This is a genomic window from Gordonia paraffinivorans NBRC 108238 (genome assembly GCF_000344155.1).
Taxonomy (GTDB): domain Bacteria; phylum Actinomycetota; class Actinomycetes; order Mycobacteriales; family Mycobacteriaceae; genus Gordonia; species Gordonia paraffinivorans.
The window spans coordinates 75,572-98,075 of sequence record NZ_BAOQ01000003.1 but is presented as its reverse complement, the minus strand read 5'-3'; the positions used below and the strand labels follow the sequence as shown (position 1 = coordinate 98,075).

Genomic DNA, 22,504 nt, shown 5'->3' with positions numbered 1-22,504 from the left:
TCAGCGGGAGTAGACGACGCGGGTGCGCAGGAGGATGTCGGCGACCGAACGGCGTCGGCGGTCGACCACGACCCAGACCAGCCCGATCGCGAAGACCGTGCAGAGCACCGCCCGCAGCACCGCGACCAGCGGACGGACTCGACCGCCCGTGGAATCGACCACCCGCAGGCCCATGACCACCGAGCCCGGCGTGCGACCGGACACGCCCCAGCACGCAGCCAGGTAGAGCACCGAGGTGACCACGAAACCCGTTGTGGTGAACAGGATGTCGACATGAAGGAAATGGAACTCGCTGACCGTCAGGGCGAACTTCAGCAGTGACAGACCCGCGTAGCATGCACCGAGGATCATCCACACGATCAGCAGGTCGAGAAAGGCCGCGATGCCGCGGCTCACGATGCCGGCGGTCTTGTCGCGATCCTGCACGGCATGCGCGCGGTGAACCGCATGCGGCTCGGCGGGTCTCGGCTTCGGCTCGGCGGTCATCCGTCGACCCCGTCCCGCGTGGACACGTCGGCGCCGGCACCGCGTCGGCGCAGGAACCGGTTGACCGCGTTGGCGACCGCGTCGTCGGCCCGCTCACTGCTGCTGCGCACGTCGGTCATCACGTCGGCGGTGACCGAGGTGCTCGCCTCCCGGATGATGTCGGGCAGGTCGACGCCGTCGATGATCTCCTCGGCGAGCCCGACCAGGTCCACCCGGCCGAGGATCGCGTCGATGTCGATGCGCGCGGCGATCGCATCGAGGTCGATGCGTTTGGCGACCTCGTCGAGGTCGACCTTGCCGATCACCTCGTGCAGGTCGACGAGGTCGATGGCCCGCATCAGGTCCACCTGTGCGACAGCGCGATCGAGATCGACCGTCTCGATCACCGCATCGAGGTCGATGACCTCGAGAACCGCGGCGATCAACCGTTCGAGATCGACGTTCTGCAGGACGAGATCGGTGAGATCGACCTCCTCGGTGAGGACGTCGACGACCTCCCTGATGACCGCTCCGAGAACGGTTCGCACCTTGTCCCCGGCCCACAGGCGGGCCGCGTCGGCCGCCTCGACGGTGCGGACGCGGACCGCCCGGATCGCCGGTCCGAGAAGCGGAGCGGCCTCGGCGACCTCGAGCATCACCCCTGCGAAACGGAGCGATTCCCCCGCCAATCGGGACATCGCGCCCGGCTGCGCAGTGGAGTACATCGCCGGATTATCCCACGCGGCATCTCGTTGCACGGGCGCGGAAATGGGCCGTGATCGTTCCGCGACATGGCGTCGGATGTCGCGTGATCCGGTGGCGCGACGTCCGGGGTCACGGCCGGATGCTCGCCGCTGTCCGCCGGTCGGTTCACGAGACGCGAGGTCGCGTACGCGGCGCCGAAGAGCATCACCGGGATGACCATGTATCCGAACCGCCCGGTGGGGGCCAGCAGGAAGAAGGCGACGAAACCGATGCCGGCGTACACATAGGCCCGCCCGGCGGTGCGCGGCGGACGCCGGATCACCAGCACCGCGATCGCCGTCGCGGCCACGGCCAGCAGCACGAGCGCGCAGGCGCGTCCCGCGCTGCCGGTCGACGCGAGCAGGACGCCGGGCATCGGGCTACGGGCGGGCGTCGCCACCACCCCCACACCGGCCGGGAACCGCACGACCTGGGCGAGCATGTCGACCACCGACACCAGCGCCGGGACGAGCAGGACCCCGAACGCCGCCGTGCAGACTGCGAGGAACACCGCCGCGCGGCGTCGGCCCTCCTGCCGGAGGACGAGCAGCGCGACCACCGGCACGGCGATCACGGCCACCCACTTGAGCGCGAGCGCCCCGGCGAGGGCCAGTGCCGCCGACTTCACCCGTCCGGCCCCGGCGAGCGCGATGCCCAGGACCAGCAGGCCGGCCAGCGGCAGATCGACACCGCTGGTGGACATCTCGAGCGCGACGGTCGGCGACAGGAGGGACAGGAACATCGCCGCCCGCGCCCACCGGGACCGCACCCGGTGCAGACGCAGCGCCGCGCCCGCGCTCACGAGCGCGACGAGAAGACACCAGATCCGCGGATCGGTCAGCGCGGCGACCCAGACCTGCCCGAGTCCGTCCCCGACCATGCCGGCCACGACTGCGGGCACGCCGAACAGTGCCATTCCGGGCAGGTACGGATTGATCTGATCGAGAGTCGACGCATCGTGCACATAGGGTGTCCCGGTGGACAACAGGACAGCGGCGGACTGCTCGATGATGGTCACCTCGTTCTGCACGCCGTACCGCCCGGTGAGCAGCAGTGCCAGCGGCACCAGCAGCGCTCCGGCCGTCGCGGCGCCGAACGCGACCCGGGCGCGTCGTCGACCGGACAGCACCGGCAGGGATACCAGGCTCACGGCCAGGGCGACGCCGTACCCGACGATCGCACAGTCGGCCCACAACCGATGGGTGGACAGGTCCGAAACGCTCCGCATGACCAGCGCGGTGACGAAGAAGCAGGCGTACGCGAGTGTCTGTCCCCTCCGCCCTCGCAGGAGCATCAGGACCCACGCGGGCCATCCTGCACGCCCCCGGCCGAGGGTCGAGATCCCGACCCTGAGCATGTATGTACGGTACACACATGACTGAGGTTGCCTCGCGAGGGCCCGTCGAGGACCGGCGCGCCGTTTCCGCGACCGTCCGGCCGGCCCGCGACGACGTCGCCGGGGCGTCGGACCAGCCGTCCCCGGGGTCGCGCCGCCCGTGGATGCCCTCGCCCACTGCGGTCATGCGACTGCTGATGGAGATCGCGATCGTCCTCGGCGTCTACAGCGCCTACTCGGCCGTCCGCAACGCCGGCGGCAAGGACGTCGCGCCGGCCTTCGAACACGGTTCGGAGATCATGCGCCTCGAGGCGTTCCTGCGCATCGACATCGAGCAGCGGGTCAACCAGTGGGTCGCCGGTGACGACCTGCTGTCGGCGGTGTCTGCGCTGGAGTACCACACGCTGCACTGGTGGGTGACCATCGGCGTGGCCGTCTGGCTCTACGTCCGGCACCAGACGGAGTACCGGAAGGCGTCGCTGTTGCTGGCCGCGACCACCCTCCTCGCCCTGGTCGGCTTCTACACCTACCCGACCGCACCGCCGCGGATGTACGACGGATTCGTCGACGTCATGAGCGTCACCTCGTCGTGGGGATGGTGGGAGGAATCGGGCTCGCCGGGCCCGCAGTCGATGACCAACGAGTTCGCCGCGATGCCGTCGCTGCACTGCGGATGGGCGATCTGGTCGGGGCTGATGATCTTCCTGATCGCGAAGAAGCCGCTCGTCCGGGCGCTCGGGGTGATCTACCCGCTGGTGACCTCGTTCGTCGTCGTGGGCACGGCCAATCACTACATCCTCGACATCGTCGCGGTCGCCGGCATCATCGCCCTGGCCGCGGTCGTCATCTACGGGACGCCGCGCCTGCGGGAGATGGCGGGCGCAGCCGATCGACGGGTGACGACCGACTCCTGACCGACGCGGCCGCACGGCTCCTTGTCGGCACCCACGGGCATGATGTGACCCGAGACGCTTCATGAGGAGTTCGGTCAACGATGCTCGGATCTGTACACGCATGTCTGCCGTCGGCGGCCCGATGGCTGTCGGTCGGTGCCGCCGTCGTCGCGCTCGTCATCGGAGGCACCGGTTGCGGTCTCGCCGATCCCGCCACCACGACGCCCACGGCGGTCGGGACAGGCAGCGCCGCCGGACACACGTCCGCCCGGGGCGAGCCCTCGACGCCCTCTGCGATCACCACCGCCACCTCGACACCCGCCGCCTCGCCGTCCGTCGCCGCCACGCTGGCCAAGCTCGACGCCCTTCCGGTCAAGGGACGCGCACCGAAGACCGGCTACGACCGGGCCCTGTTCGGCCAGCAGTGGTCCGACGACGTGAACGTCGAGGGCGGACACAACGGCTGCGACACCCGCAACGACATCCTTCGCCGAGATCTGACCGACATCACCGTCAAACCCGGCACCAGGGGCTGCGTCGTCCTCTCGGGGACGCTGCACGACGCCTACACGGGCAAGACGATCCCGTTCGTCCGCGGCCAGGGCACGTCGTCGGCGGTGCAGATCGACCACGTCGTCGCACTGTCGGATGCGTGGCAGAAGGGAGCGCAGCAACTCTCCCCCGAACGCCGTGCCGACCTCGCGAACGACCCCCGCAACCTGCAGGCGGTCGACGGCCCGACCAACCAGAAGAAGGGCGCGGGTGACGCCGCCACCTGGCTGCCGCCGAACAAGGCCTACCGCTGCGCGTACGTGAGCCGTCAGGTCGACGTGAAGGCCGAATACGGCCTGTGGGTCACCCAGGCGGAGAAGGACGCCATCATCCGCGTCCTGTCGACCTGCGACGACACCGGGGCCCCGGCCACCACGCCGGCCGAGCAGCGTGACACCGCAACGTCCACCGCGGCCCCCGCACACCGGACGCCGACGTCCGAGCCCGCCTACACCCCGCCGCGGCTCTACGCCCCGACGACCGAAGCCCCTGCCGGGACGCCTGGCGTCCAGGCGCCGTCGGCGTACTACCCCAACTGCGCAGCGGCCCGCGCCGCCGGCGCCGCACCGCTGTACGAGGGTCAACCCGGGTACCGCGCGAAGCTCGACCGGGACGGCGACGGCGTCGCCTGCGAATGACCGCACGCCAGGACCCGGCACGGCGGGACCGGGTCCAGGACACGAGAAAGCCCGAGCGGGCGGACCCGCTCGGGCTTTCTCGTGTGCGAATGACCTGTGTCGGTACGACCTACAGGGCCTCGTAGAGCTGACGTGCCAGCGCGGCGGTCTCCGAGGGGGTCTTGCCGACCTTGACGCCGGCGGCCTCGAGGGCCTCCTTCTTGGCCTGCGCGGTGCCGGAGCTGCCGGACACGATCGCGCCGGCGTGACCCATGGTCTTGCCCTCCGGCGCGGTGAAGCCTGCGACGTAGCCGACGACCGGCTTGGTCACGTTGGCCTTGATGTAGTCGGCCGCACGCTCCTCGGCGTCGCCGCCGATCTCACCGATCATGACGATCAGCTTGGTCTCCGGGTCCTTCTCGAACGCCTCGATGGCGTCGATGTGAGTGGTGCCGATGACCGGGTCGCCGCCGATGCCGATGGCGGTCGAGAAGCCGAGGTCGCGGAGCTCGTACATCATCTGGTAGGTCAGGGTGCCCGACTTCGAGACCAGACCGATCGGGCCCTTGCCGGTGATGTTGTTCGGCGTGATGCCGACCAGCGACTCGCCCGGGGTGATGATGCCGGGGCAGTTCGGACCGATGATGCGGGTCTTGCCACCCTTCTTGAGGTTGTAGGCCCACGCGTAGGCGGTGTCCTGCACCGGGATGCCCTCGGTGATGACGACCAGCAGCGGGATCTCCGCGTCGATCGCCTCGATGATGGCGTCCTTCGAGAACTTCGGCGGCACGAAGGCGATCGAGGTGTCGGCCCCGGTCTCCTTCATCGCCTCGGCGACCGATGCGAACACCGGCAGCTCGACGGTGTTGCCGTCGGCGTCCACATGCGACACGGTGGTGCCGGCCTTGCGGGCGTTGACGCCGCCGACGATGTTGGTGCCCGCCTTGAGCATCAGGGCGGTGTGCTTGGTGCCCTCACCGCCGGTGATGCCCTGGACGATGACCTTGTTGTCCTTGTTCAGAAAGATCGACATTTGGCGTGGCTCCCTTACTTGCTCGCCAGCTCGGCGGCCTTGTCGGCGCCCGAGTCCATGGTTTCGGCGAGCGTGACCAGCGGGTGGTTCGCATCGGCCAGGATCTTGCGACCTTCGTCGACCTTGTTGCCGTCGAGGCGGACGACGAGCGGCTTGTTGGCCTCCGAGCCCAGCTTCTCCAGGGCGCCGACGATGCCGTTGGCGACCGCGTCACAGGCGGTGATGCCGCCGAAGACGTTGACGAAGACGCTCTTGACCTGCTCGTCGCCGAGGATGACGTCGAGACCGGCGGCCATGACCTCGGCCGAGGCGCCACCGCCGATGTCGAGGAAGTTGGCCGGCTTCACACCGCCGTGCTTCTCGCCGGCGTACGCGACGACGTCGAGGGTCGACATGACCAGGCCCGCGCCGTTGCCGATGACACCGACCTCGCCGTCGAGCTTGACGTAGTTGAGGTCGTGCTCCTTGGCCTTGAGCTCCAGGGGATCGGTGGCGTCACGATCCTCGAACTCGGCGTGGCCGGGCTGACGGAAGTCGGCATTGCCGTCCAGGGTGACCTTGCCGTCGAGGGCGAGGATCTGGTTGTCCGGGGTGCGGACGAGCGGGTTGACCTCGACCAGGAGGGCGTCTTCGGCGACGAAGACCTCCCACAGCTTCTGAATGGTCACCGCTGCGGCGTCGAGAACCTCTTCGGGGAGGTGGCCCTTCTGGGCGATCTCACGCGCGAAGGCCAGGTCGACACCGTCCACGGCGTCCACCGGGACCTTGGCCAGGCGATCCGGCTTGGTCGCGGCGACCTCTTCGATCTCCATGCCGCCCTCGACCGAGCACATGGCAAGGTAGGTGCGGTTGGCGCGATCGAGGAGGAAGGAGATGTAGTACTCCTCCGCGATGTCGCTGGCCTCGGCGACCAGCAACTTCTTGACGATGTGGCCCTTGATGTCGAGACCAAGGATGTTGGAGGCGTGGGACTGCGCGTCGTCCGGGGTGGCGGCGTACTTCACGCCACCGGCCTTGCCACGTCCACCGGTCTTGACCTGAGCCTTGATCATGACGGGCTTGCCGATTTCCTCGGCGATCGCCCGCGCATCGGCGGCATCATCGGTCACCCGACCGGGTGTGGTGGGAACCCCGTGCTTGGCGAACAGTTCCTTCGCCTGGTATTCGAAGAGATCCATTCAGCTCACCATCTCGTAGATTTGCCCGCCCAAGGGTGTAACGCGGGCCATAACGGACTTTAAACCCGTGCCCTATCTCGCCCTCGCACGCACCCTGCCCTTGTGCAACAGATCACTCGCTCGGTCCGAACTTACTCACGAGTACGTCGTACTACGCCCCACCTGCGACGTTCCTCTCGTCCCGCACCCCGCCCGAGCGCGCCGCCCGCGCGGGGTGGACAATACTTTCCGGCGATGACCCGAACCCGGCAGTGCATCCAGACTGCCGAACCGGGAATTCGACACCGTGGCGAAACCTCGCGGAGTGTGTGACCTGCCTCACAAACTTCCGATTCGCGGCATTCCACCGTTGGACTTGCCGCAATCATTTCGTTACCGTCGGCTCCCAGGGATTGGTCACAAAAGGATTACAGACGACAACGTCGAATCCGCGGCAACGAAGAGATGAGGTGGACGATTTGGCGGGACCGGGTGTCTCAGGCGGATCGAGCCGCGTCCGATCGGGCGGGTTGGTCGATGACGTCAGGTCCGAGGAGATGACCACGATCATCCCGGTCGTCCACGCCGATCTCGACGACTACGACTACGACTTCGACTCCGCCGAGCAGACCACCTGGACTCCGTCCACCTGGAAGGGCTACTACCGCCCCACCCATTCGGAGATCACCCAGGACATCCTGATCCCCGAGCACGAGTTCGACCAGTACCGGCACGACGAGCCGTTCGACGTCGAGGGCTCCGAGGCCGACGTCCTCGAGATGCTTCCCGAGGACGAGGCCGGCGATGCCGATGCCGAGCCCCTCCCGTTCCGCACCAATCCCGCCGGCCGTCGCGCCCGACGCGGCGGCAAGCACCGCGTCGCGGCTCCGCCGAATGCCCTCAAGGGCGGTCGCGCCGCCCTCATCGCGATGGCCGCAGGCGCAGCCGTGGCCGCCGTCTCGCAGGTGAGCAGCAGCGGTGACGACGCCCCCGCCACGGCTCCCGTGAACGCCGCAGCCGTCAACGACGCGACCGCACCGGCCGACCTCGGTCCGGGTGTCGCGGCAGCCGCGCCTGCCGGCGACCAGATGGACGTGTTCGACCAGCAGCTGGCCGTCGGCGCGAAGATGGCCGCCGACGAGGCCCGCCGCGAGGCCCTCGCCCGCCGCCCGCTGTTCGTCTCGCCGATCCCGCTCGGCGCCTACTCTTTCACCTCCGCATTCGAGATGCGCTGGGGCTCCATGCACGGCGGCATCGACATGGCCGCCCCGCTGGGCACCCCGATCCACGCCGTGACCGACGGCGTCGTCATCAAGGCCGAGCCGGCCTCCGGCTACGGCCATTGGGTCCAGGTCCGCGCCGACGACGGCACCGTCACCATGTACGGCCACATGTCAGGTTCGGGCGTCCTGGTCCGCGAGGGCCAGAAGGTCACCGCCGGCGACGTCATCGCCCTGGTCGGCAACGAGGGCTTCTCCTTCGGCCCGCACCTGCACTTCGAGGTGTGGAAAAACGGCACCACCAAGATCGATCCGGTGCCGTGGCTGGCGTCCAAGGGCGTCCGCATGACCGGTTACACCGGCTAGAAGCATCCGTATCGCGCTCCCTGCCGGGGGCGATCGCAACGGCCCCCCTCGCGAGCGCCGCCTCTTCCCGCTCTACGTCGGCAAGGCACAACCCATATCGCCCCATATCGCCGCCGTCATCATTCCGCAGCGGCGACCTCGATCGAGGTCGCCGGCCCGAAGCGAGGTCGCGCGCGACTCCGCTTCCCTCACAGCGCAGGTGCGGCCTAGAGCTTCTCGCCCGGAATCCCGCCCGCCGTCAGCAGCGTGACGCGTCCCGCGCTGCCGCCGTAGTCGATGACGACCCGCTCGGTGGCGCCGCTCCCCTCCTTCGCGACGACCTTGCCCAGCCCGTACTTCGGATGGTTGTGGCGGTCGCCGATCTCCAACTGCACCTTCTTGTTCCGCCCGCGCGCCGGGTCCGGCGAGTACGACGAACGGCCGCGGCCGAACGACGAGCCGGAGTCGGAGAACGCGCCGTCCCGGCCGAAGACGCCACCGGTCGAACCGCCGAAACCGCGCATGCCGCGGCGGGGTTCCAGGCGCCGCCAGTCGATCAGATGCTGCGGGATCTCCTGCAGAAAGCGGGATTCCGGATTCGACACCGGCTGCCCCCACGACGCGCGGGTGACCGCCCGCGTCAGGTACAGACGCTGCTTGGCGCGGGTGATGCCGACGTAGGCCAGGCGACGCTCCTCGCTCAGCTCGTTCGGGTCGCCCAGCGCGCGCATGTGCGGGAAATGCCCGTCCTCCCAACCGGTCACGAAGACCACCGGGAACTCCAGGCCCTTGGCGGTGTGCAGCGTCATCATCGTGACCACGCCCTCGCCCTCGTCGGGCACCTGATCGGCGTCGGCGACGAGCGAGACGCGCTCGAGGAACGCCGCGAGCGAACCGGGTTCGGGTTCGCCCTCGCGATCGACCTCGGGATCGTCGGACTCGTCGAGTTGTGCCGCGTCGGCGCTGAATTCCCGTGCGACGGCGACGAGTTCGTTGATGTTGTCCAGCCGCGCGCCATCCTGGGGGTCGTTCGACGCCTCGAGCTCGGCGCGGTAGCCGGTCCGCTCCACGATGGCGTCGACGAGCTCGCCGATGTCGGCCGCCTCCTCCGTAGCGTCGAGCACGACGGTGTCGGCGTCGGCGGTGTCGGAATCGCCGAAGTGCGTGAGGAAGTCGGTGCGCAGGCCCTCGATGAGTTCGACGAACATGCCGATCTGCTTGACCGCGCGCGTGTTCAGCAGTGCGACCTTGCCCTCGGACGCGTCGATCAGGGACTCGTAGAAACTGCGGCCGGTGTTCTCCGCGTGCACGGCGACGCACGCCTCGGCCCGGTCGCCGATGCCGCGGCGCGGGGTGTTGAGGATGCGGCGCAGGCTCACCGAGTCGTCGGGGTTGGCGACCACGCGCAGGTACGCGACGATGTCGCGCACCTCCTTGCGCTCGTAGAACTTGGTGCCGCCGACGACCTTGTACGGGATGCCGTGGCGCACGAAGACCTCTTCGATCGCGCGCGAACCCGTGTTGGTGCGATAGAAGACCGCGACGTCGGAGTACTTGAAGCTCGACGACCCGCCGATCGAGTAGTCGGTGAGCTCCTCGATCTCCTTGGCGATGAAGGTGGCCTCGTCGCGATCGGAGTCGGCGACGTAGCCGACGATCGGATCGCCGTCGCCCGAGTCGGTCCACAGCTTCTTCTCGCGGCGGTTGGGGTTGCGGGCGATGACCGCGTTCGCCGCCGACAGGATCGTCTGCGTCGACCGGTAGTTCTGTTCCAGCAGAACGGTTTCGGCGTCCGGGAAGTCGCGCTCGAACTCCTCGATGTTGCGGATCGTCGCACCGCGGAACGCGTAGATCGACTGGTCGGCGTCACCGACCACGCACAGCTCCGACGGCTCGAGGCCGCTCGCGGTGGTCTGCTCCCCCACCAACTCGCGGATGAGGACGTACTGCGCGTGGTTGGTGTCCTGGTACTCGTCGACGAGCACGTGACGGAACCGGCGCCGGTAGTACTCGGCCACCTGCGGATGGTTGTGCAGCAGCGCGACGGTCTCGCCGATCAGATCGTCGAAATCGAAGGCGTTCGCCGCGCGCAGGCGCCGCTGGTACTCGGCGAAGATGCGGGCGATGGTCTTGGCCGCGAGGTCGTCCTCGCCGGCGGCAGCGGCCGCGCCCTCCGGCGTGACCAGCTCGTTCTTGAAGTTGGAGATCGCCACCGCGACTCCGCGCGGGCTGAACTTCTTGGGGTCGAGGTCCAGATCGCGGATGATCATGCCCAGCAACCGCTTGGAGTCGTCGGCGTCGTAGATGGAGAAGTTGGAGTTCATCCCCTCCAGCAGCCCCGACTGCGCGCGCAGCATGCGGACGCACGTGGAGTGGAAGGTCGACACCCACATGTATGCCGCACGCGGGCCGACCAGGTCGATGACGCGCTCGCGCATCTCCGCGGCGGCCTTGTTGGTGAAGGTGATGGCCAGGATCTGCCCCGGCGTCACGTCCCGCGCGGCGAGCAGGTAGGCGATGCGCCGGGTCAGGACCGACGTCTTGCCCGAACCCGCGCCGGCCACGATCAGCAGCGGCGCTCCCGCGTGCAGCACCGCTGCACGCTGCTGCGGATTCAGCCCGTCGAGCAGGCGCTCGACCCGGTCGTCGGCAGCAGGCGCACCCGAGGAGGAAGACGAGGTGCGGCCGGCGAGCAGGGGGGCGGGAGAAGAGCTGTTCATCGGTAGTTCAGGCTACCCGCACCGACCGACACCGCCCCCGTCGGCCCGGCCCGGCGGGCGTCGTCCTGCGATCGGCGGACCACCTGGGGAGTTGACCCTCGTCGGACCAGTCCCCATGGCTACGATGACCTGGTATCACTGGCTCTCGGGGGCGCCCGTAGATCACGGACGCGTGCCTCGACGACCGAAAGAGGCGACCGAATGAAACGACCGTCCCTTGCCCCCGCCATCGTCGCGCTGGGCGTGGGTGTCCTGGCACTCGTCGCCGCCCTCGTCGTGTCGTTCGTGCCCTTCACCGCCTCCGGCTCGGCCGAGCCGACCGCGGCCTTCCGCGCCCAGAAGAGCCTGGACGAGGTCCTGTTCAAGATGGCCATGAGCCCGGCGGCGAAGTACACCGGCAAGGTCGGCTACAAGTACGACAACGCCGGCGGCGAGGGCACGGTCGAGTTCGAGGACCTCATCGCCACCTCGTCGAACACCGCCGAGGGCACCATCACCCTGGGGTCCAACCAGGCCGAGTACCGCCAGATCGGCAACAACCCGTTCATCAGCGCGCCCGGCGCGTTCTGGAACGACCTGCTCGTCGCCGACGAGAAGCTCAACCTCGACATGGCCCCGCTCGACAACAAGTGGGCGTCCTCCCGATTCGTGGGCCTGCCCCGGCTGGGCACCGTCCTCGGCCCGGACAACCTCGCCGCGCAGATCGGCAACGTCGAGGAGAACTCCGAGCAGCAGCTCGGCGCCGAGCTGCCGAGCCCCAACCGCGGGACCCCCGACGCCCGTCGCTGGCCGACCAGCGACCCGCCCATCGAGTTCATCGGCGACAACAAGGTCAAGATCGGCTCGTGGGAGGTCACCTACGAGCCGGACTCGAAGAACGTCACCCACGTCAAGGGAGAGCTGACCGTCGGGTCGGCGACGTACGACATCGACACCTCGATCGACCTGCAGCCCGCGGATCGGGCGCAGAAGGTGTTCGCCAACCAGCGCGCGCTGGTCGGCGACCTGCTGTCGGTGCCGGCGCCGGGCCTGTGGCCCAAGACGCCGGCGGTCTCCCCGCGTCTGGTCGGCCAGTGCACCACCGCGGCCTGCGCCTACGACTTCACGGTGAACGGCAACACCTGGTCCGACAACGCCCGCGGACACTTCAACTTCGGGCTGACCCTGAACTTCTCCGTCGGCGACCGTCCCGCCGGGGCGCTCGGCGGCGAGTGCAAGCCCGTCGTGCGCGTGGACTTCGGCCAGACCGCCGTCACCCGGTGCACCGCCACCAACCTGCCGGCGAACTCGTCGATCCGTCCGCAGTCCGCGTTCACCTACCTCGGCTTCGTCGACACCACCGACGCCGCGCTCAACAAGCTCATCGACGACAACGAGAAGATGACCAACACCGAGGTCGTCTACGTCCGCACCGGGAACAAGAACCCCGAGCAGGCCGCGTACAACTCCAGCGTGACCGGCCTGCCCAGCTACTACGCGGTCAAGCGCGGCGACTACCTGTTCGACGGCATCGGCACCGACGGAAGCCTGCACGTGACCTTCGGTCCCGGCTACAAGGAGCACATCGTCGGCAGCGGCTTCGACCCGTCCTGGGAGGGCACCAAGGTGCTCAAGGACCAGATGAAGGAGCAGGTGAAGGCCGCCGACGACGTCGAGGTCGTGTACTTCACCAAGGAATCGGAGACGGCCCTCGCCCTGCGGTTGCTGGTCGTCCAGGAGGGCCACACCGGCAAGATCGCCGTGGCGCAGGTCGACTGACGCCGGTCGTCCCCACAGTCGGCCCGTCCGGCTGACGCCGGTCAGCCGGCGAAACGCGCCTCGACGGCCTCGCCGACCCGCCCGGCCCCGGTGTGCATCCGCAGGCCGGGGGTCAGGGGCCGGACGGTGACCGCGTCGCCCGCGCCGTCGAGCCGCACGTACACGGCGCCGAGGCCGGCCCGGACCGGGACCCGGACGGCCTCGCCCTCGTCGAGCGATATCTCGATCTCGCCGTCGCGTGTGGCGCAGTAGCCGATCGCGACGGTCCAGGGCCACCGGAACAGCGGACCGTCGAGCCGCAGGCGCGTCGGCCCGTCGACCTCGGGACGACCGCAGTCGCCCGCCCCCTCGAAGATCAGCCGCCGCCGCGTCACGCCGCCGGGCACCGCGTCGCCGGCGGTGTCGAGGACGAGCAGCCGTTCGGTGCCGGCCCCGAACCGCGGGCGCGGCTCGACCCGGCCGAAGATCCGGCTGATCTGGTTGTCGGGATAGACGACCGGTTGGAGGATCTCCAGCGGCACCGACTGGTCGAGCATCGTCTCGTCGGCGTTCTCACGCAGGGCGACGACGGCGGTGTCGAGGTAGTCGCCGGTGGGATTGTCCCGCCACGACGCCGAGAACGAGACCAGCGACACCACCGCCGACACGATCACCAGGGCCGCGGCCGCCGGCGCGAGCAGTTCCCTCGCCGCGTCGGGGCGGCCCGGGTCCGGCCGAGGGGAGTCGGGGTCGCCCCGACCCGCCCGATGGGTGGCGCGGTGGTCGCCGGCCCGGCCCCTGGGCTCGGCGGCGGCGAGCAGCGCGATCACGATGGTCAGCACCAGAGCCGTGTCTGGCAGGTAGCGCATGTGCTGGGCCAGGACGAGCGCGGTCTCGGGGCTCGACCGGTTCCACATGATCGGGATCTGGGCCGCCACCGCGTAGACCAGCCCGAACACCACGATCGGCAGGCCGCCGCGGCGCCGCAGGCAGGCCCAGCCGACCACCGCGACCAGGACGGCCCACCCGGCCACGATCATCCAGGTCGCCGCGAAGCCCGTCGGCGGGCTCGGGGTCCACCGGTCCCACTCCCACGGCCCGCCGACGAGAGACGGCACGATCGCCTGGTTCACCGATCCCCAGACGAGCCGGGCGGTCTGGGCGACCGAGTGCCGGCCGTCGCCCAGGCCGACCGTCGCGAAGTAGACCGCCGCCCACACCACCGTCAGCGCGGTCATCGACACCCACAGCTCGCGCGCGGACCGCAGCGCCCGGCCCACGGCCCGGCGGTCGGCGCCGGCGGCGAGCACGGCGACGACGAGAACTGTCGGGAGGATGAACAGCGACTTCTCGAAGAAGGCCAGCGCCACCAGGAAGACGACCGTCGAGCGGATCCACAGCATCCGCCGCCGGGAGTCGTCCACCTCTCCCCGCACGAGCGTCACCGCGTCGGCGACGATCCAGGCCATCGCGGCCTGCATGGGCAGAGTGTTGAGCGCCGCCGACCACCAGGCGAAGGCGGGCACGGTCATCGGACTGAACAGGTAGAAGGCGAGCGCGACGATCGCCCCCGCGCGTGCCCGCGGCGCGACGGTGCGGATCATCCGCCACACGCAGACCGACGCGATCAGCTGCAGCACGACGAGCGTGGCCGCGGGCAGCAGCCAGTTCAACGGAGCCAGCCACGTCGTCACCCCGGCCACGAGGAAGGCCGCGGGCATGAAATGCCCGTCGTGGGCGTGGCCGAGGAACTCCCAGGAGAGGATGGGGGCCGACGAGGCGCGCGCGATGAGCACCAGGTCGTCCCAGTAGAAGTCGCCGGTCGCCGCGAGCCACCCCCGGACGAGCAACTGCCCCGTGATCAGCGCGACCGCGATCATCGACATCGTGCGCGTGTTGAGCATGCGCTCCAGTGTCCAGATCCGTCGGGCGGATGCGGGTACCCGGTCCGCGACGTGGCAAAATCGGGCCGTGACCGACCGCAGCCCCAGTTCCGGATCCGACGATTCCCCGCAGCCCACCGGAACGTCGTTCGAGAACACGATCGACCTCGAGAAGTACGACCTCACCACCGATGTCGCCGATCTTCCCGACGACATCGACCAGTTGCGACGCGAGATCGACCGTCTCGACGCCGTCATCCTCGCCGCGGTCAAACGACGTTCGGCGGTGTCGAAGAAGATCGGCGCGGCCCGCATGGCGTCGGGTGGTCCGCGACTGGTGCACAGCCGCGAGGTGAAGGTCCTCGAGCGTTTCGCCGACCTCGGCCAGGAGGGGCACACCCTGGCGATGCTGCTGCTGCGCCTCGGCCGCGGCCCCCTCGGCCGCTGATCTGCGGGCGGCCGCGCCCGAATTGTGAGGTTGCGCCCACGAGTGTGACGAGCGTCGCGTGGGAGACGGCGACCACATAGGGTTGGATGTCATGAGCACGCAGGCAACCGGAAGTGACTTCACCGGCACCGATCAGGGGGACATCACCGCAACGCAGTCCTGGCAGGCTCTCGCGGCGCACCAGCCGCACGTCTACGCGATGCATCTGCGCGAGGTGTTCGCGATCGATCCCGACCGGGGGCGCGACCTGACCGTCGACGTCGGCGATCTCCACATCGACTACTCCAAGCACCGGGTGCTCCGCGAGACGCTCGAGTTGCTGATCGGCCTCGCCCGCGAGGTCGGGCTCGAGGAGATGCGCGACGACATGTTCGCCGGCGCCCACATCAACACCTCGGAGGACCGCGCGGTCCTGCACACGGCGCTGCGGCTGCCGAGAGATGCCGAACTCGTCGTCGACGGGCAGGACGTGGTGGCCGACGTCCACGACGTCCTCGACCGCATGGGCGCGTTCACCGACCGTCTCCGCAGTGGAGAGTGGAAGGGCCACACCGGAAAACGGATCACCGACGTCGTCAACATCGGCATCGGCGGCTCCGACCTCGGCCCCGTGATGGTGTATCGGGCGCTGCGCCACTACGTCGACGCCGGGATCACCTGTCATTTCGTCTCCAACGTCGACCCGGCCGATCTGGTCGGCACCCTCGCCGGACTCGACCCGGAGACCACGCTGTTCATCATCGCCTCGAAGACCTTCACCACCCTCGAGACGCTCACCAACGCCGCCGCCGCACGACAGTGGCTCCTCGACGCAGTCGGCGGCGACAGGGACGCTGTGGCAAAGCATTTCGTGGCGGTGAGCACGAACGCCGACGAGGTCGCGAAGTTCGGCATCGACACCGACCACATGTTCGGCTTCTGGGACTGGGTCGGCGGCCGCTACTCCGTCGACTCCGCGATCGGACTCTCGGTGATGGCCGCGATCGGAAAGGAGCGCTTCGCGGAGTTCCTCGACGGCTTCCGTATCGTCGACGACCACTTCCGCACGCAGTCGCTCGAGCGCAACGCGCCGGTGATCCTGGGCCTGATCGGCCTCTGGTACAACAACTTCTGGGACATCGGCACCCGAGCGGTGCTCCCCTACAGCAACGACCTCGCGCGTTTCGCCGCCTACCTCCAGCAGCTGACCATGGAGTCCAACGGCAAGTCCGTCACCGCGGGCGGACACCACGTCACCACCGACACCGGCGAGATCTTCTGGGGCGAACCGGGAACCAACGGCCAGCACGCGTTCTATCAACTCCTGCACCAGGGCACGCGGATCGTGCCCGCCGACTTCATCGGGTTCGCCGAACCGACCGACGACCTGCCGGCCTCCCCCGACGGATCGGGTTCGATGCACGACCTGTTGATGAGCAACTTCTTCGCGCAGACCAAGGTCCTTGCGTTCGGCAAGACCGCCGACGAGATCGCCGCCGAAGGCGTTCCGCCGCACGTGGTCCCGCACAAGGTGATGCCGGGCAACCGGCCCACCACGTCGATCCTCGCGCCCAAGCTGACCCCGTCGGTGGTGGGCCAGCTGATCGCGCTCTACGAGCACCAGGTGTTCGTCGAGGGTGCGATCTGGGGGATCAACCCGTTCGACCAGTGGGGCGTCGAGCTCGGCAAGAAGCAGGCGAAGGCGTTGCTCGGCACCATCACCCAGGCCGAGGCGCCGAACGCCGATGACGACGCATCGACCAACGAGCTGGTCGCCTGGTACCGCAGGCACCGCGGACGCGCTGTCTGAGCAACGGCGTCAGAGACCTCTCACACGAACCGGCCGCGGCGAGTACGCACTCGCCGCGGCCGGTTCGTCACGACCGTGTTCCGGCCGGCTCAGTTGCCACCCGCCTCCGCGCTCCGCGGAGCCTTATCGGCATGGTCGGGGTCGTCGCCCGGGTCGCCGTCGGAGTGGTCGTCGGACGCCGCGCCCGCGCCGTGGTTCGGATTGGTGCAGACGGTGCCCTCACAGGGGACGTACCGATTCGCGCCGTCGGGGCTCTTGATCGCGTTGGGTCCCACGTAGGTTCCGTGCGGGCAGGCCGGGTCCTCGTTCTGCGCACAGTATTCGTGGGTCAGATTGTTGCCCGTCGAACCGTCCGCACCGGTCGGTCCGCCGTTCACCGGCTTGCCGTTGGCATCCCAGGCGCCGGTGCCCTCACCGCCTCCGTGATTGGGATTGGTGCAGACGGTGCCCTCGCACTTGACGAAGGAGTGGCTGCCGTCGGGATTGCGGATCGCGTTCGGACCGACGTAGCTGCCCTTGGGGCACGCGGGATCCTCGTTGCGAGCGCAATATTCCTGGGTCAGGTTGTTGCCCGTGGAGCCGTCCGCGCCGGTGGGACCGCCGTTCACCGGGTTTCCGTTGGCATCCCAGGAACCGCTCTTCTCGTGCGCGGCGACATGCGCACCCAGATAGCTCCCCCTGGGGCACTTGGGATCGATGTTGTGAGCGCAGTAGTCCTTGGTCAGGTTGTTGCCGCTGGAGCCGTCGGCGCCCGCGGGACCCCCGTTGACCGGCTTGCCCTCCTTGTCCCAGGTCCCGGTCTTGGCGACGTTGCTGACCGACGAGCTCGACGACGTGGAGTGGGTCGAGTCACCCGAACCCGAGCACCCCGCGACAACGAGACAGAGAGCGAACACGGCAGCCAGAGCTGCCCACATCCGTTTCACCCCGACACCTCCGAAAAAACTCGAAACGGCTGATCGCAGGTATGAAAACACGGACAGGACGGACGCAAGGGTATTTCGGCGCAAAATCGGTTCGACCGGTGCCAGGATTCGTCACATGCTGTGCCGTTTCCTCACTGCCACTGCTTCATTGGTACTGCTTCGTTCGAAGCTGCTTCGTTCGGCGTGGTCTCGGTGCGGTGTCGTCTACTGCCAGTAGCTCTCGTCGAACACCTCGTCGGGGATCTCGTCGCCGGGCTCGACGCCGAGCTTCTCGAGCCGGCCCATGATCGCGGCGGCGGTCGCCACGTAGGTCACGAGATCCTCCGGCTCGGTGACCCTTTCGGCCGGGTCGCCGCCGAGGAACTCGAACAGGGCGGGCGGCACGCACGAACCCATGTCGAGGGACCGGGTGCCGGTGGCGGTGCGCCACGCGTCGAAGCTCGCCACGTCGACCGCGTCGGCGACCTCGCCGCTGCGCACCGCGGCCAGCACTTCGTCGACGGTGGCCAGCTCACCCGAACTGCCGCTCGACGGGTCGAAGCCGATCACGGTCTCGGGATCGACGGTCTCGTCCTCGGCGAGGGTGAAGTAGACGACCCCGCGCCAGTCGGCGGCCAGGGCCTCCACGTCGTCACGCCCGAAGACGTCACCGAGGAGCTCACTGACCTGATCGCGTCGTCGGCCGCCGAACACCTGGAATGCGCCCCAGGCCACCGTCTGCCCCTGCTTGCTCGCCACGAGAGGTCACCTTACGCAGGTCAGTCCCCGATTCCGAGGACGACGACGCGGCCTGTCGTCGGCAACAGGTACACCCTCGCATGCCACCGCGCCGAGGAGAACGCATCGTCGAGGCGGCGACCGCCGACGAACTCGCCCGACAGCACGAGATCCCGCAGCTCGACGGCCACCGAATCCGGCGCCGCCACCGAAGCCGCGTCGTACTCCCGGACCCACGCGGCGACCTGCTCGGTCCCCACGTCGACGACCGCGTCGAACCAGTACGTCGTGGGCCCGGGGACCCGCTCCGACGAACCGGGCGCGGCGCCGATCGTCCCCGCGACCCAGCCGTCGACCGTTCCGTCTGCGAGGAGCGGGAATCGGCGCATCACCGGGTCGAGGTCACGCGCGGGGCCGGCGGTCGCGACCTTGCCCGCGCCCTTGTCGACGATGGTCGCGGTCGTCCTGTCCGGTCCGGCGGGATCGGCCGGCGTGCAACCACCGCCGACGACAAGTGCGACGCCGACACAGGTCAGGACGCCGCCCGCCCGGCGGAAGGACGCCCGCTCCCGAGACATTCCGCCACGCTAACCTCCTCCGCCGCCGGGTGACCGGAAGATCCGTCGGCCGAATGAGTCCCGCTGCGGCGGGATCGGCCGGAGACGGGTCAGACCAGGCGGCGGCTCAGCGACAGCGGAAGATACTTCAGCGCCGCGGCGATCGGGGTCCACGGCCACGCCGGCACCGGAGCCCAGCTCTTCTCGGCCTCGATCGCCTTCACCAGCGCGTCGACGCCCTTGTCGGTGTCGACCATGAGCGAGGTCTTCACACCCCGGTTGATGTCGGTCTCGATGTAACCGGGCGCGATCACCGACACCGTGATGGGCGAGCCGGCGAATTCCGCCTGCAGCCCCTGCCCGAGCGCGGTGAGTCCGGCCTTCGACGCCGAGTACGCGGCCTGCGCCTTCGGCAGCCCGTGGACGCCGGAGATCGAACTGATCAGCACGAGGTGCCCGGCGTTCTGTTCACGGAAGATCTCCAGGGCTGCCTCGGCCTGCGCGAGGGCGCCGACGAGGTTGGTCTGGACGGTCTCGATGTTGGCTGCGGCCTTGCCGGTGCCCAGCGGGGCACCCTTGCCGAGGCCGGCGTTGACGATGACGCGGTCGAGGCCGCCGAGCTCGTCGGCGAGCTTCCGGAAGGCGACCGGCACCGCGTCGAGGTCGGTGACGTCGAGCGGCGTCACCGCCACCTGCGCCGCAGACGGCCGGAGTTCGGCCGCCAGGGTCTCCAGTCGCTCCAGGCGACGCGCCGCGAGTCCGAGCGCGCGCCCCCGCGCCGCGAACCGACGGGCCATGCCCTCGCCGAGTCCCGAACTCGCACCGGTGATGAGGATCTTCTGCCGTGGGGTCACGACGCCCAGGCTACCGGGCGGTAAGTTGCGCCGGAAGCCGCTACTTGAGGAGCCGCGACATGCGGCGGTCGGCGAGCACCTTGCCGCCGGTCTGACAGGTCGGGCAGTACTGGAACGAGCGGTCGGCGAACGAGACCTCCCGGATGGCGTCGCCGCACACCGGGCACGGCAGGCCGGTGCGCGCGTGCACGCGCAGGCCGATGCGCTTCTCGGACTTGAGCCGCGCCACCTCCTGCCCCTCGAGACGGCTGCTGGCATCGGTGAGCACGGTCCGCATCGCGTCGTAGAGGGCGCTCACCTGGTCCGGCTTCAGGGTTTTCGACGACGCGAACGGCGACAGCCGCGCGGTGTGCAGGATCTCGTCGGAGTAGGCGTTGCCGATGCCGGCGATCACGCGCTGGTCGGTGAGCACGTTCTTGATGCGGCCGGTCGTCGAGGCCAGGATCTCCGCGAGGCGCTCCTCGGTCAGCTCGAGGGCGTCCGGGCCGAGTCCGGCGACGCGATCGATCTCGGCGGGGTCGCGGACCAGCCACACCGCGAGCCGCTTCTGGGTGCCGGCCTCGGTGACGTCGAATCCCTCGCCGGGCAGGCCGCAGTGCACCCGAAGCGCGATCGGCGACTTCCCGCCGGGCCGCAGCGGTTTGGGCGAGAGGTCCTCGCTCCAGCGCACCCAGCCGGCCCGCGAGAGGTGGACGACCATCGCGATCATCGGTTCCGACGCGGTGGCCTCCGAACCCGGGACGGTGCGGATGACCAGGTATTTACCGATCCGGCCGACGGATTCGACGATCCGGCCGGCCAGGGCGGTGTACGGCGGGTCGGCGGTCTTCAGGACCGAGAGGGATGCGACATCGACGCGCCGGATCGGGAGTCCGGCCGCCCGGCCGTCGACATAGTCGGCGATGGCGGCGACCTCAGGAAGCTCGGGCATGCCTCCAGTGTGCTCTAGTAAAGGGATGAGTTCCCGTCTTTCCGACGCCGAGCTGGCCGCCCGGATCGCGCAGGGCGCCGGGGAGATCCTGCTCGGGATCCGGTCCGGCGACCTCCTCGGCGGGGGAATGCTCGGCGACGTCGGTGACGCGCTGGCACAGGCGTGGATCTCCACCGTGCTGCGCAGGCACCGCCCGAACGACGCCGTGTTGTCGGAGGAGGCCGCTGACGTCGGCGACCGGGCGACCGCCGAGCGCGTGTGGATCATCGACCCCCTCGACGGCACAAGGGAGTTCGCCAACGGCACCGCCGACTGGGCCGTACACGTGGCCCTGACCGAGAACGGCAGGGTCATCGAGGCCGCCGTCTCGCTGCCGGCCACCGGCGAGCTGTTCCGGGCCGACACCGTCGCCGAGACCGACGGCCCGCTGACCCGGCGCCTGGTGACCTCTCGCTGGGGCGGCTCGTACGAGACGAGTTTCGTGGCCAACCGCCTCGGTCTGCAGATGGTGCCGGTGGGTTCGGCCGGAGCGAAGGCGATGGCCGTCGTCCGCGGCGACGCCGATGCGTACGTGCACGCCGGCGGCCAGTACGAATGGGACAACGCCGCGCCGGTGGGAGTGGCGCTGGCCGCGGGCCTGCATTGCAGTCGCCTCGACGGTTCGGAGATCGTCTACAACAACCGCCACCCTTACATGCCCGACTTCGTGATCTGCCGCAGCGAGATCCGCGACGACATGCTCGCGGCCCTGCAGCAGATCTGGTGAACTGGCCCGTGTGAACGGAGTCGGCGACGCCGTCGTCAACATCGGTCCGGCCCTCGCGGTCGCGATCGTGTTGCTCGCCGTCGTCGCCGTACTGGTCAACCGGCGCAGCGGCCTCGCGACCGACACCGTGGTGGCGTCGGTGCGCGCCGTCGTCCAACTGGCCGCGTTGGCCGGCGTCCTGGCGGTGGTCGTCGAGTATCTGTGGGCGTCGGCGTTGTTCGTGCTCGTGATGGCGACGGCTGCCGCGTTCACGTCGGCCAGGCGTATACGGCAGGCGGCCCCCGACGTGCGTGCGATCGGCTGGTGTGTGGGACCGGTCGCGGTGCCGACGCTGATCCTGGTCGTGGTACTGGTGCTCGTGGGCGTGCTCCCCGACCGCGGTATCGCCGTGATCCCGACGGCCGGCATCCTGCTCGGTAACGCCATGGTCACCACGTCGCTGACGGGGCGCCGGGCGCACGACGAATTGACCACCCGCGCAGGCGAGGTCGAGGCCGCGTTGTCGTTGGGGCTGCTCCCTCGCGACGCGCGACTGGAGATCTGCGCGACCGCCGCGGCGACGTCGCTCATCCCCGGGCTCGACCAGACCCGCGCGGTCGGGCTGGTGACGATCCCCGGCGCCTTCGTCGGCATGGTCCTCGGCGGCGCGTCCGTGTGGGCCGCGGCCGCCATGCAGTTGTTCGTGCTGATCGGCCTGCTTGCGGTGAGCTCGATCGCAGCACTGGTGACTGTGGAGTTGGTGGCACGGGAGCTGATGTGAGAACCACGGACCGGGCACGCGTGAGTCCTGATGGGGGCTCGCACCTGTTCGGCC

Annotated in this window: 20 protein-coding genes; 8 read left to right on the top strand and 12 right to left on the bottom strand. The window is 69.3% G+C overall.

All coding sequences use genetic code 11. The annotated features are described in order from the left end of the window. The 3 genes from GP2_RS02310 to GP2_RS02300 are packed head-to-tail and all read right to left on the bottom strand — an operon-like array spanning nucleotide 1 to nucleotide 2,566. A complete protein-coding gene (locus GP2_RS02310) occupies nucleotides 1–486 on the bottom strand; it encodes an RDD family protein (RefSeq protein ID WP_006898847.1) in 486 nt (161 codons plus the stop codon). After that, nucleotides 483–1,190 carry a hypothetical protein gene (locus GP2_RS02305; protein ID WP_157211631.1) on the bottom strand — a complete coding sequence of 236 codons (708 nt, stop codon included), beginning with the start codon at nucleotides 1,188–1,190 and terminating at the stop codon, nucleotides 483–485. The genes GP2_RS02310 and GP2_RS02305 overlap by 4 nt, the downstream gene beginning before the upstream one ends. Further along, nucleotides 1,121–2,566, bottom strand: coding sequence for a hypothetical protein (locus GP2_RS02300; protein WP_157211630.1), 1,446 nt, complete (start codon nucleotides 2,564–2,566; stop codon nucleotides 1,121–1,123). Before GP2_RS02300 ends, GP2_RS02305 begins: the two co-directional genes overlap by 70 nt. A gap of 17 nt (nucleotides 2,567–2,583) precedes the next feature. On the opposite strand from GP2_RS02300, the gene GP2_RS02295 reads away from it, so the two are divergent. Together GP2_RS02295 and GP2_RS02290 are read left to right on the top strand one after the other, a co-directional pair. Then, nucleotides 2,584–3,459, top strand: a complete 876-nt coding sequence (locus GP2_RS02295; protein ID WP_244941220.1) for a phosphatase PAP2 family protein — start codon at nucleotides 2,584–2,586, stop codon at nucleotides 3,457–3,459. Between the two features lie 80 nt (nucleotides 3,460–3,539). Beyond that, nucleotides 3,540–4,628, top strand: coding sequence for a GmrSD restriction endonuclease domain-containing protein (locus GP2_RS02290; protein WP_006898843.1), 1,089 nt, complete (start codon nucleotides 3,540–3,542; stop codon nucleotides 4,626–4,628). Nucleotides 4,629–4,737: 109 nt separating this feature from the next. Here the strand turns inward: GP2_RS02290 and sucD are convergent, their stop codons facing one another. Both sucD and sucC read right to left on the bottom strand, forming a co-directional pair. Further along, on the bottom strand, nucleotides 4,738–5,640 hold the full coding sequence (gene sucD / locus GP2_RS02285; RefSeq protein ID WP_006898842.1) for a succinate--CoA ligase subunit alpha: 903 nt from the start codon (nucleotides 5,638–5,640) through the stop codon (nucleotides 4,738–4,740). Nucleotides 5,641–5,654: 14 nt separating this feature from the next. Further along, complete coding sequence (gene sucC, locus GP2_RS02280) at nucleotides 5,655–6,818, bottom strand: ADP-forming succinate--CoA ligase subunit beta (RefSeq protein ID WP_006898841.1); 1,164 nt, start codon at nucleotides 6,816–6,818, stop codon at nucleotides 5,655–5,657. A gap of 449 nt (nucleotides 6,819–7,267) precedes the next feature. Between sucC and GP2_RS02275 the strand changes: the two genes are divergently transcribed. Then, entirely contained in the window at nucleotides 7,268–8,383 is a 1,116-nt protein-coding gene (locus GP2_RS02275) for a M23 family metallopeptidase (RefSeq protein WP_040526243.1), read from the top strand. Nucleotides 8,384–8,589: 206 nt separating this feature from the next. Here GP2_RS02275 and GP2_RS02270 read toward each other — a convergent pair whose 3' ends face one another. Then, nucleotides 8,590–11,082, bottom strand: a complete 2,493-nt coding sequence (locus tag GP2_RS02270) for a UvrD-helicase domain-containing protein (RefSeq protein ID WP_006898839.1) — start codon at nucleotides 11,080–11,082, stop codon at nucleotides 8,590–8,592. 201 nt (nucleotides 11,083–11,283) lie between these two features. Between GP2_RS02270 and GP2_RS02265 the strand changes: the two genes are divergently transcribed. After that, a complete protein-coding gene (locus GP2_RS02265; protein ID WP_006898838.1) occupies nucleotides 11,284–12,840 on the top strand; it encodes a hypothetical protein in 1,557 nt (518 codons plus the stop codon). 41 nt (nucleotides 12,841–12,881) lie between these two features. On the opposite strand, the gene GP2_RS02260 is transcribed toward GP2_RS02265, so the two are convergent. Beyond that, nucleotides 12,882–14,723: a hypothetical protein gene (locus tag GP2_RS02260; protein ID WP_006898837.1), complete on the bottom strand. Its 1,842-nt coding sequence runs from the start codon at nucleotides 14,721–14,723 to the stop codon at nucleotides 12,882–12,884. 67 nt (nucleotides 14,724–14,790) lie between these two features. Between GP2_RS02260 and GP2_RS02255 the strand changes: the two genes are divergently transcribed. Further along, nucleotides 14,791–15,150 carry a chorismate mutase gene (locus GP2_RS02255; protein WP_006898836.1) on the top strand — a complete coding sequence of 120 codons (360 nt, stop codon included), beginning with the start codon at nucleotides 14,791–14,793 and terminating at the stop codon, nucleotides 15,148–15,150. A gap of 91 nt (nucleotides 15,151–15,241) precedes the next feature. After that, on the top strand, nucleotides 15,242–16,939 hold the full coding sequence (gene pgi, locus GP2_RS02250; RefSeq protein WP_006898835.1) for a glucose-6-phosphate isomerase: 1,698 nt from the start codon (nucleotides 15,242–15,244) through the stop codon (nucleotides 16,937–16,939). Between the two features lie 89 nt (nucleotides 16,940–17,028). Here the strand turns inward: pgi and GP2_RS02245 are convergent, their stop codons facing one another. The 5 genes from GP2_RS02245 to GP2_RS02225 form a co-directional block, all read right to left on the bottom strand. Continuing rightward, nucleotides 17,029–17,856 carry a Mesocentin gene (locus GP2_RS02245; protein WP_083900172.1) on the bottom strand — a complete coding sequence of 276 codons (828 nt, stop codon included), beginning with the start codon at nucleotides 17,854–17,856 and terminating at the stop codon, nucleotides 17,029–17,031. A 213-nt stretch (nucleotides 17,857–18,069) separates the two neighbouring features. After that, the gene (locus tag GP2_RS02240) at nucleotides 18,070–18,603 is read right to left on the bottom strand and encodes a hypothetical protein (protein WP_006898833.1); all 534 of its coding nucleotides are present in this window, start codon (nucleotides 18,601–18,603) and stop codon (nucleotides 18,070–18,072) included. Nucleotides 18,604–18,623: 20 nt separating this feature from the next. Beyond that, the gene (locus tag GP2_RS02235) at nucleotides 18,624–19,160 is read right to left on the bottom strand and encodes a hypothetical protein (RefSeq protein WP_006898832.1); all 537 of its coding nucleotides are present in this window, start codon (nucleotides 19,158–19,160) and stop codon (nucleotides 18,624–18,626) included. An 89-nt stretch (nucleotides 19,161–19,249) separates the two neighbouring features. Beyond that, nucleotides 19,250–19,993 carry an SDR family oxidoreductase gene (locus GP2_RS02230; protein ID WP_006898831.1) on the bottom strand — a complete coding sequence of 248 codons (744 nt, stop codon included), beginning with the start codon at nucleotides 19,991–19,993 and terminating at the stop codon, nucleotides 19,250–19,252. A gap of 40 nt (nucleotides 19,994–20,033) precedes the next feature. Next, nucleotides 20,034–20,924, bottom strand: coding sequence for a DNA-formamidopyrimidine glycosylase family protein (locus tag GP2_RS02225; RefSeq protein ID WP_006898830.1), 891 nt, complete (start codon nucleotides 20,922–20,924; stop codon nucleotides 20,034–20,036). A gap of 25 nt (nucleotides 20,925–20,949) precedes the next feature. On the opposite strand from GP2_RS02225, the gene GP2_RS02220 reads away from it, so the two are divergent. After that, nucleotides 20,950–21,690 carry a 3'(2'),5'-bisphosphate nucleotidase CysQ gene (locus tag GP2_RS02220; RefSeq protein WP_006898829.1) on the top strand — a complete coding sequence of 247 codons (741 nt, stop codon included), beginning with the start codon at nucleotides 20,950–20,952 and terminating at the stop codon, nucleotides 21,688–21,690. A 10-nt stretch (nucleotides 21,691–21,700) separates the two neighbouring features. Further along, nucleotides 21,701–22,450, top strand: coding sequence for an ABC transporter permease (locus GP2_RS02215; protein ID WP_006898828.1), 750 nt, complete (start codon nucleotides 21,701–21,703; stop codon nucleotides 22,448–22,450). The last annotated feature ends 54 nt before the right edge of the window (nucleotides 22,451–22,504 follow it).

What these genes read in the sequence shown, in the direction of transcription:
- GP2_RS02310 (WP_006898847.1), bottom strand. Translation starts at nt 486, where the DNA reads ATGACCGCCGAGCCGAAGCCGAGACCCGCCGAGCCGCATGCGGTTCAC.
- GP2_RS02305 (WP_157211631.1), bottom strand. Translation starts at nt 1,190, where the DNA reads ATGTACTCCACTGCGCAGCCGGGCGCGATGTCCCGATTGGCGGGGGAA.
- GP2_RS02300 (WP_157211630.1), bottom strand. Translation starts at nt 2,566, where the DNA reads ATGCTCAGGGTCGGGATCTCGACCCTCGGCCGGGGGCGTGCAGGATGG.
- GP2_RS02295 (WP_244941220.1), top strand. Translation starts at nt 2,584, where the DNA reads ATGACTGAGGTTGCCTCGCGAGGGCCCGTCGAGGACCGGCGCGCCGTT.
- GP2_RS02290 (WP_006898843.1), top strand. Translation starts at nt 3,540, where the DNA reads ATGCTCGGATCTGTACACGCATGTCTGCCGTCGGCGGCCCGATGGCTG.
- sucD (WP_006898842.1), bottom strand. Translation starts at nt 5,640, where the DNA reads ATGTCGATCTTTCTGAACAAGGACAACAAGGTCATCGTCCAGGGCATC.
- sucC (WP_006898841.1), bottom strand. Translation starts at nt 6,818, where the DNA reads ATGGATCTCTTCGAATACCAGGCGAAGGAACTGTTCGCCAAGCACGGG.
- GP2_RS02270 (WP_006898839.1), bottom strand. Translation starts at nt 11,082, where the DNA reads ATGAACAGCTCTTCTCCCGCCCCCCTGCTCGCCGGCCGCACCTCGTCT.
- GP2_RS02265 (WP_006898838.1), top strand. Translation starts at nt 11,284, where the DNA reads ATGAAACGACCGTCCCTTGCCCCCGCCATCGTCGCGCTGGGCGTGGGT.
- GP2_RS02260 (WP_006898837.1), bottom strand. Translation starts at nt 14,723, where the DNA reads ATGCTCAACACGCGCACGATGTCGATGATCGCGGTCGCGCTGATCACG.
- pgi (WP_006898835.1), top strand. Translation starts at nt 15,242, where the DNA reads ATGAGCACGCAGGCAACCGGAAGTGACTTCACCGGCACCGATCAGGGG.
- GP2_RS02245 (WP_083900172.1), bottom strand. Translation starts at nt 17,856, where the DNA reads ATGTGGGCAGCTCTGGCTGCCGTGTTCGCTCTCTGTCTCGTTGTCGCG.
- GP2_RS02235 (WP_006898832.1), bottom strand. Translation starts at nt 19,160, where the DNA reads ATGTCTCGGGAGCGGGCGTCCTTCCGCCGGGCGGGCGGCGTCCTGACC.
- GP2_RS02225 (WP_006898830.1), bottom strand. Translation starts at nt 20,924, where the DNA reads ATGCCCGAGCTTCCTGAGGTCGCCGCCATCGCCGACTATGTCGACGGC.
- GP2_RS02220 (WP_006898829.1), top strand. Translation starts at nt 20,950, where the DNA reads ATGAGTTCCCGTCTTTCCGACGCCGAGCTGGCCGCCCGGATCGCGCAG.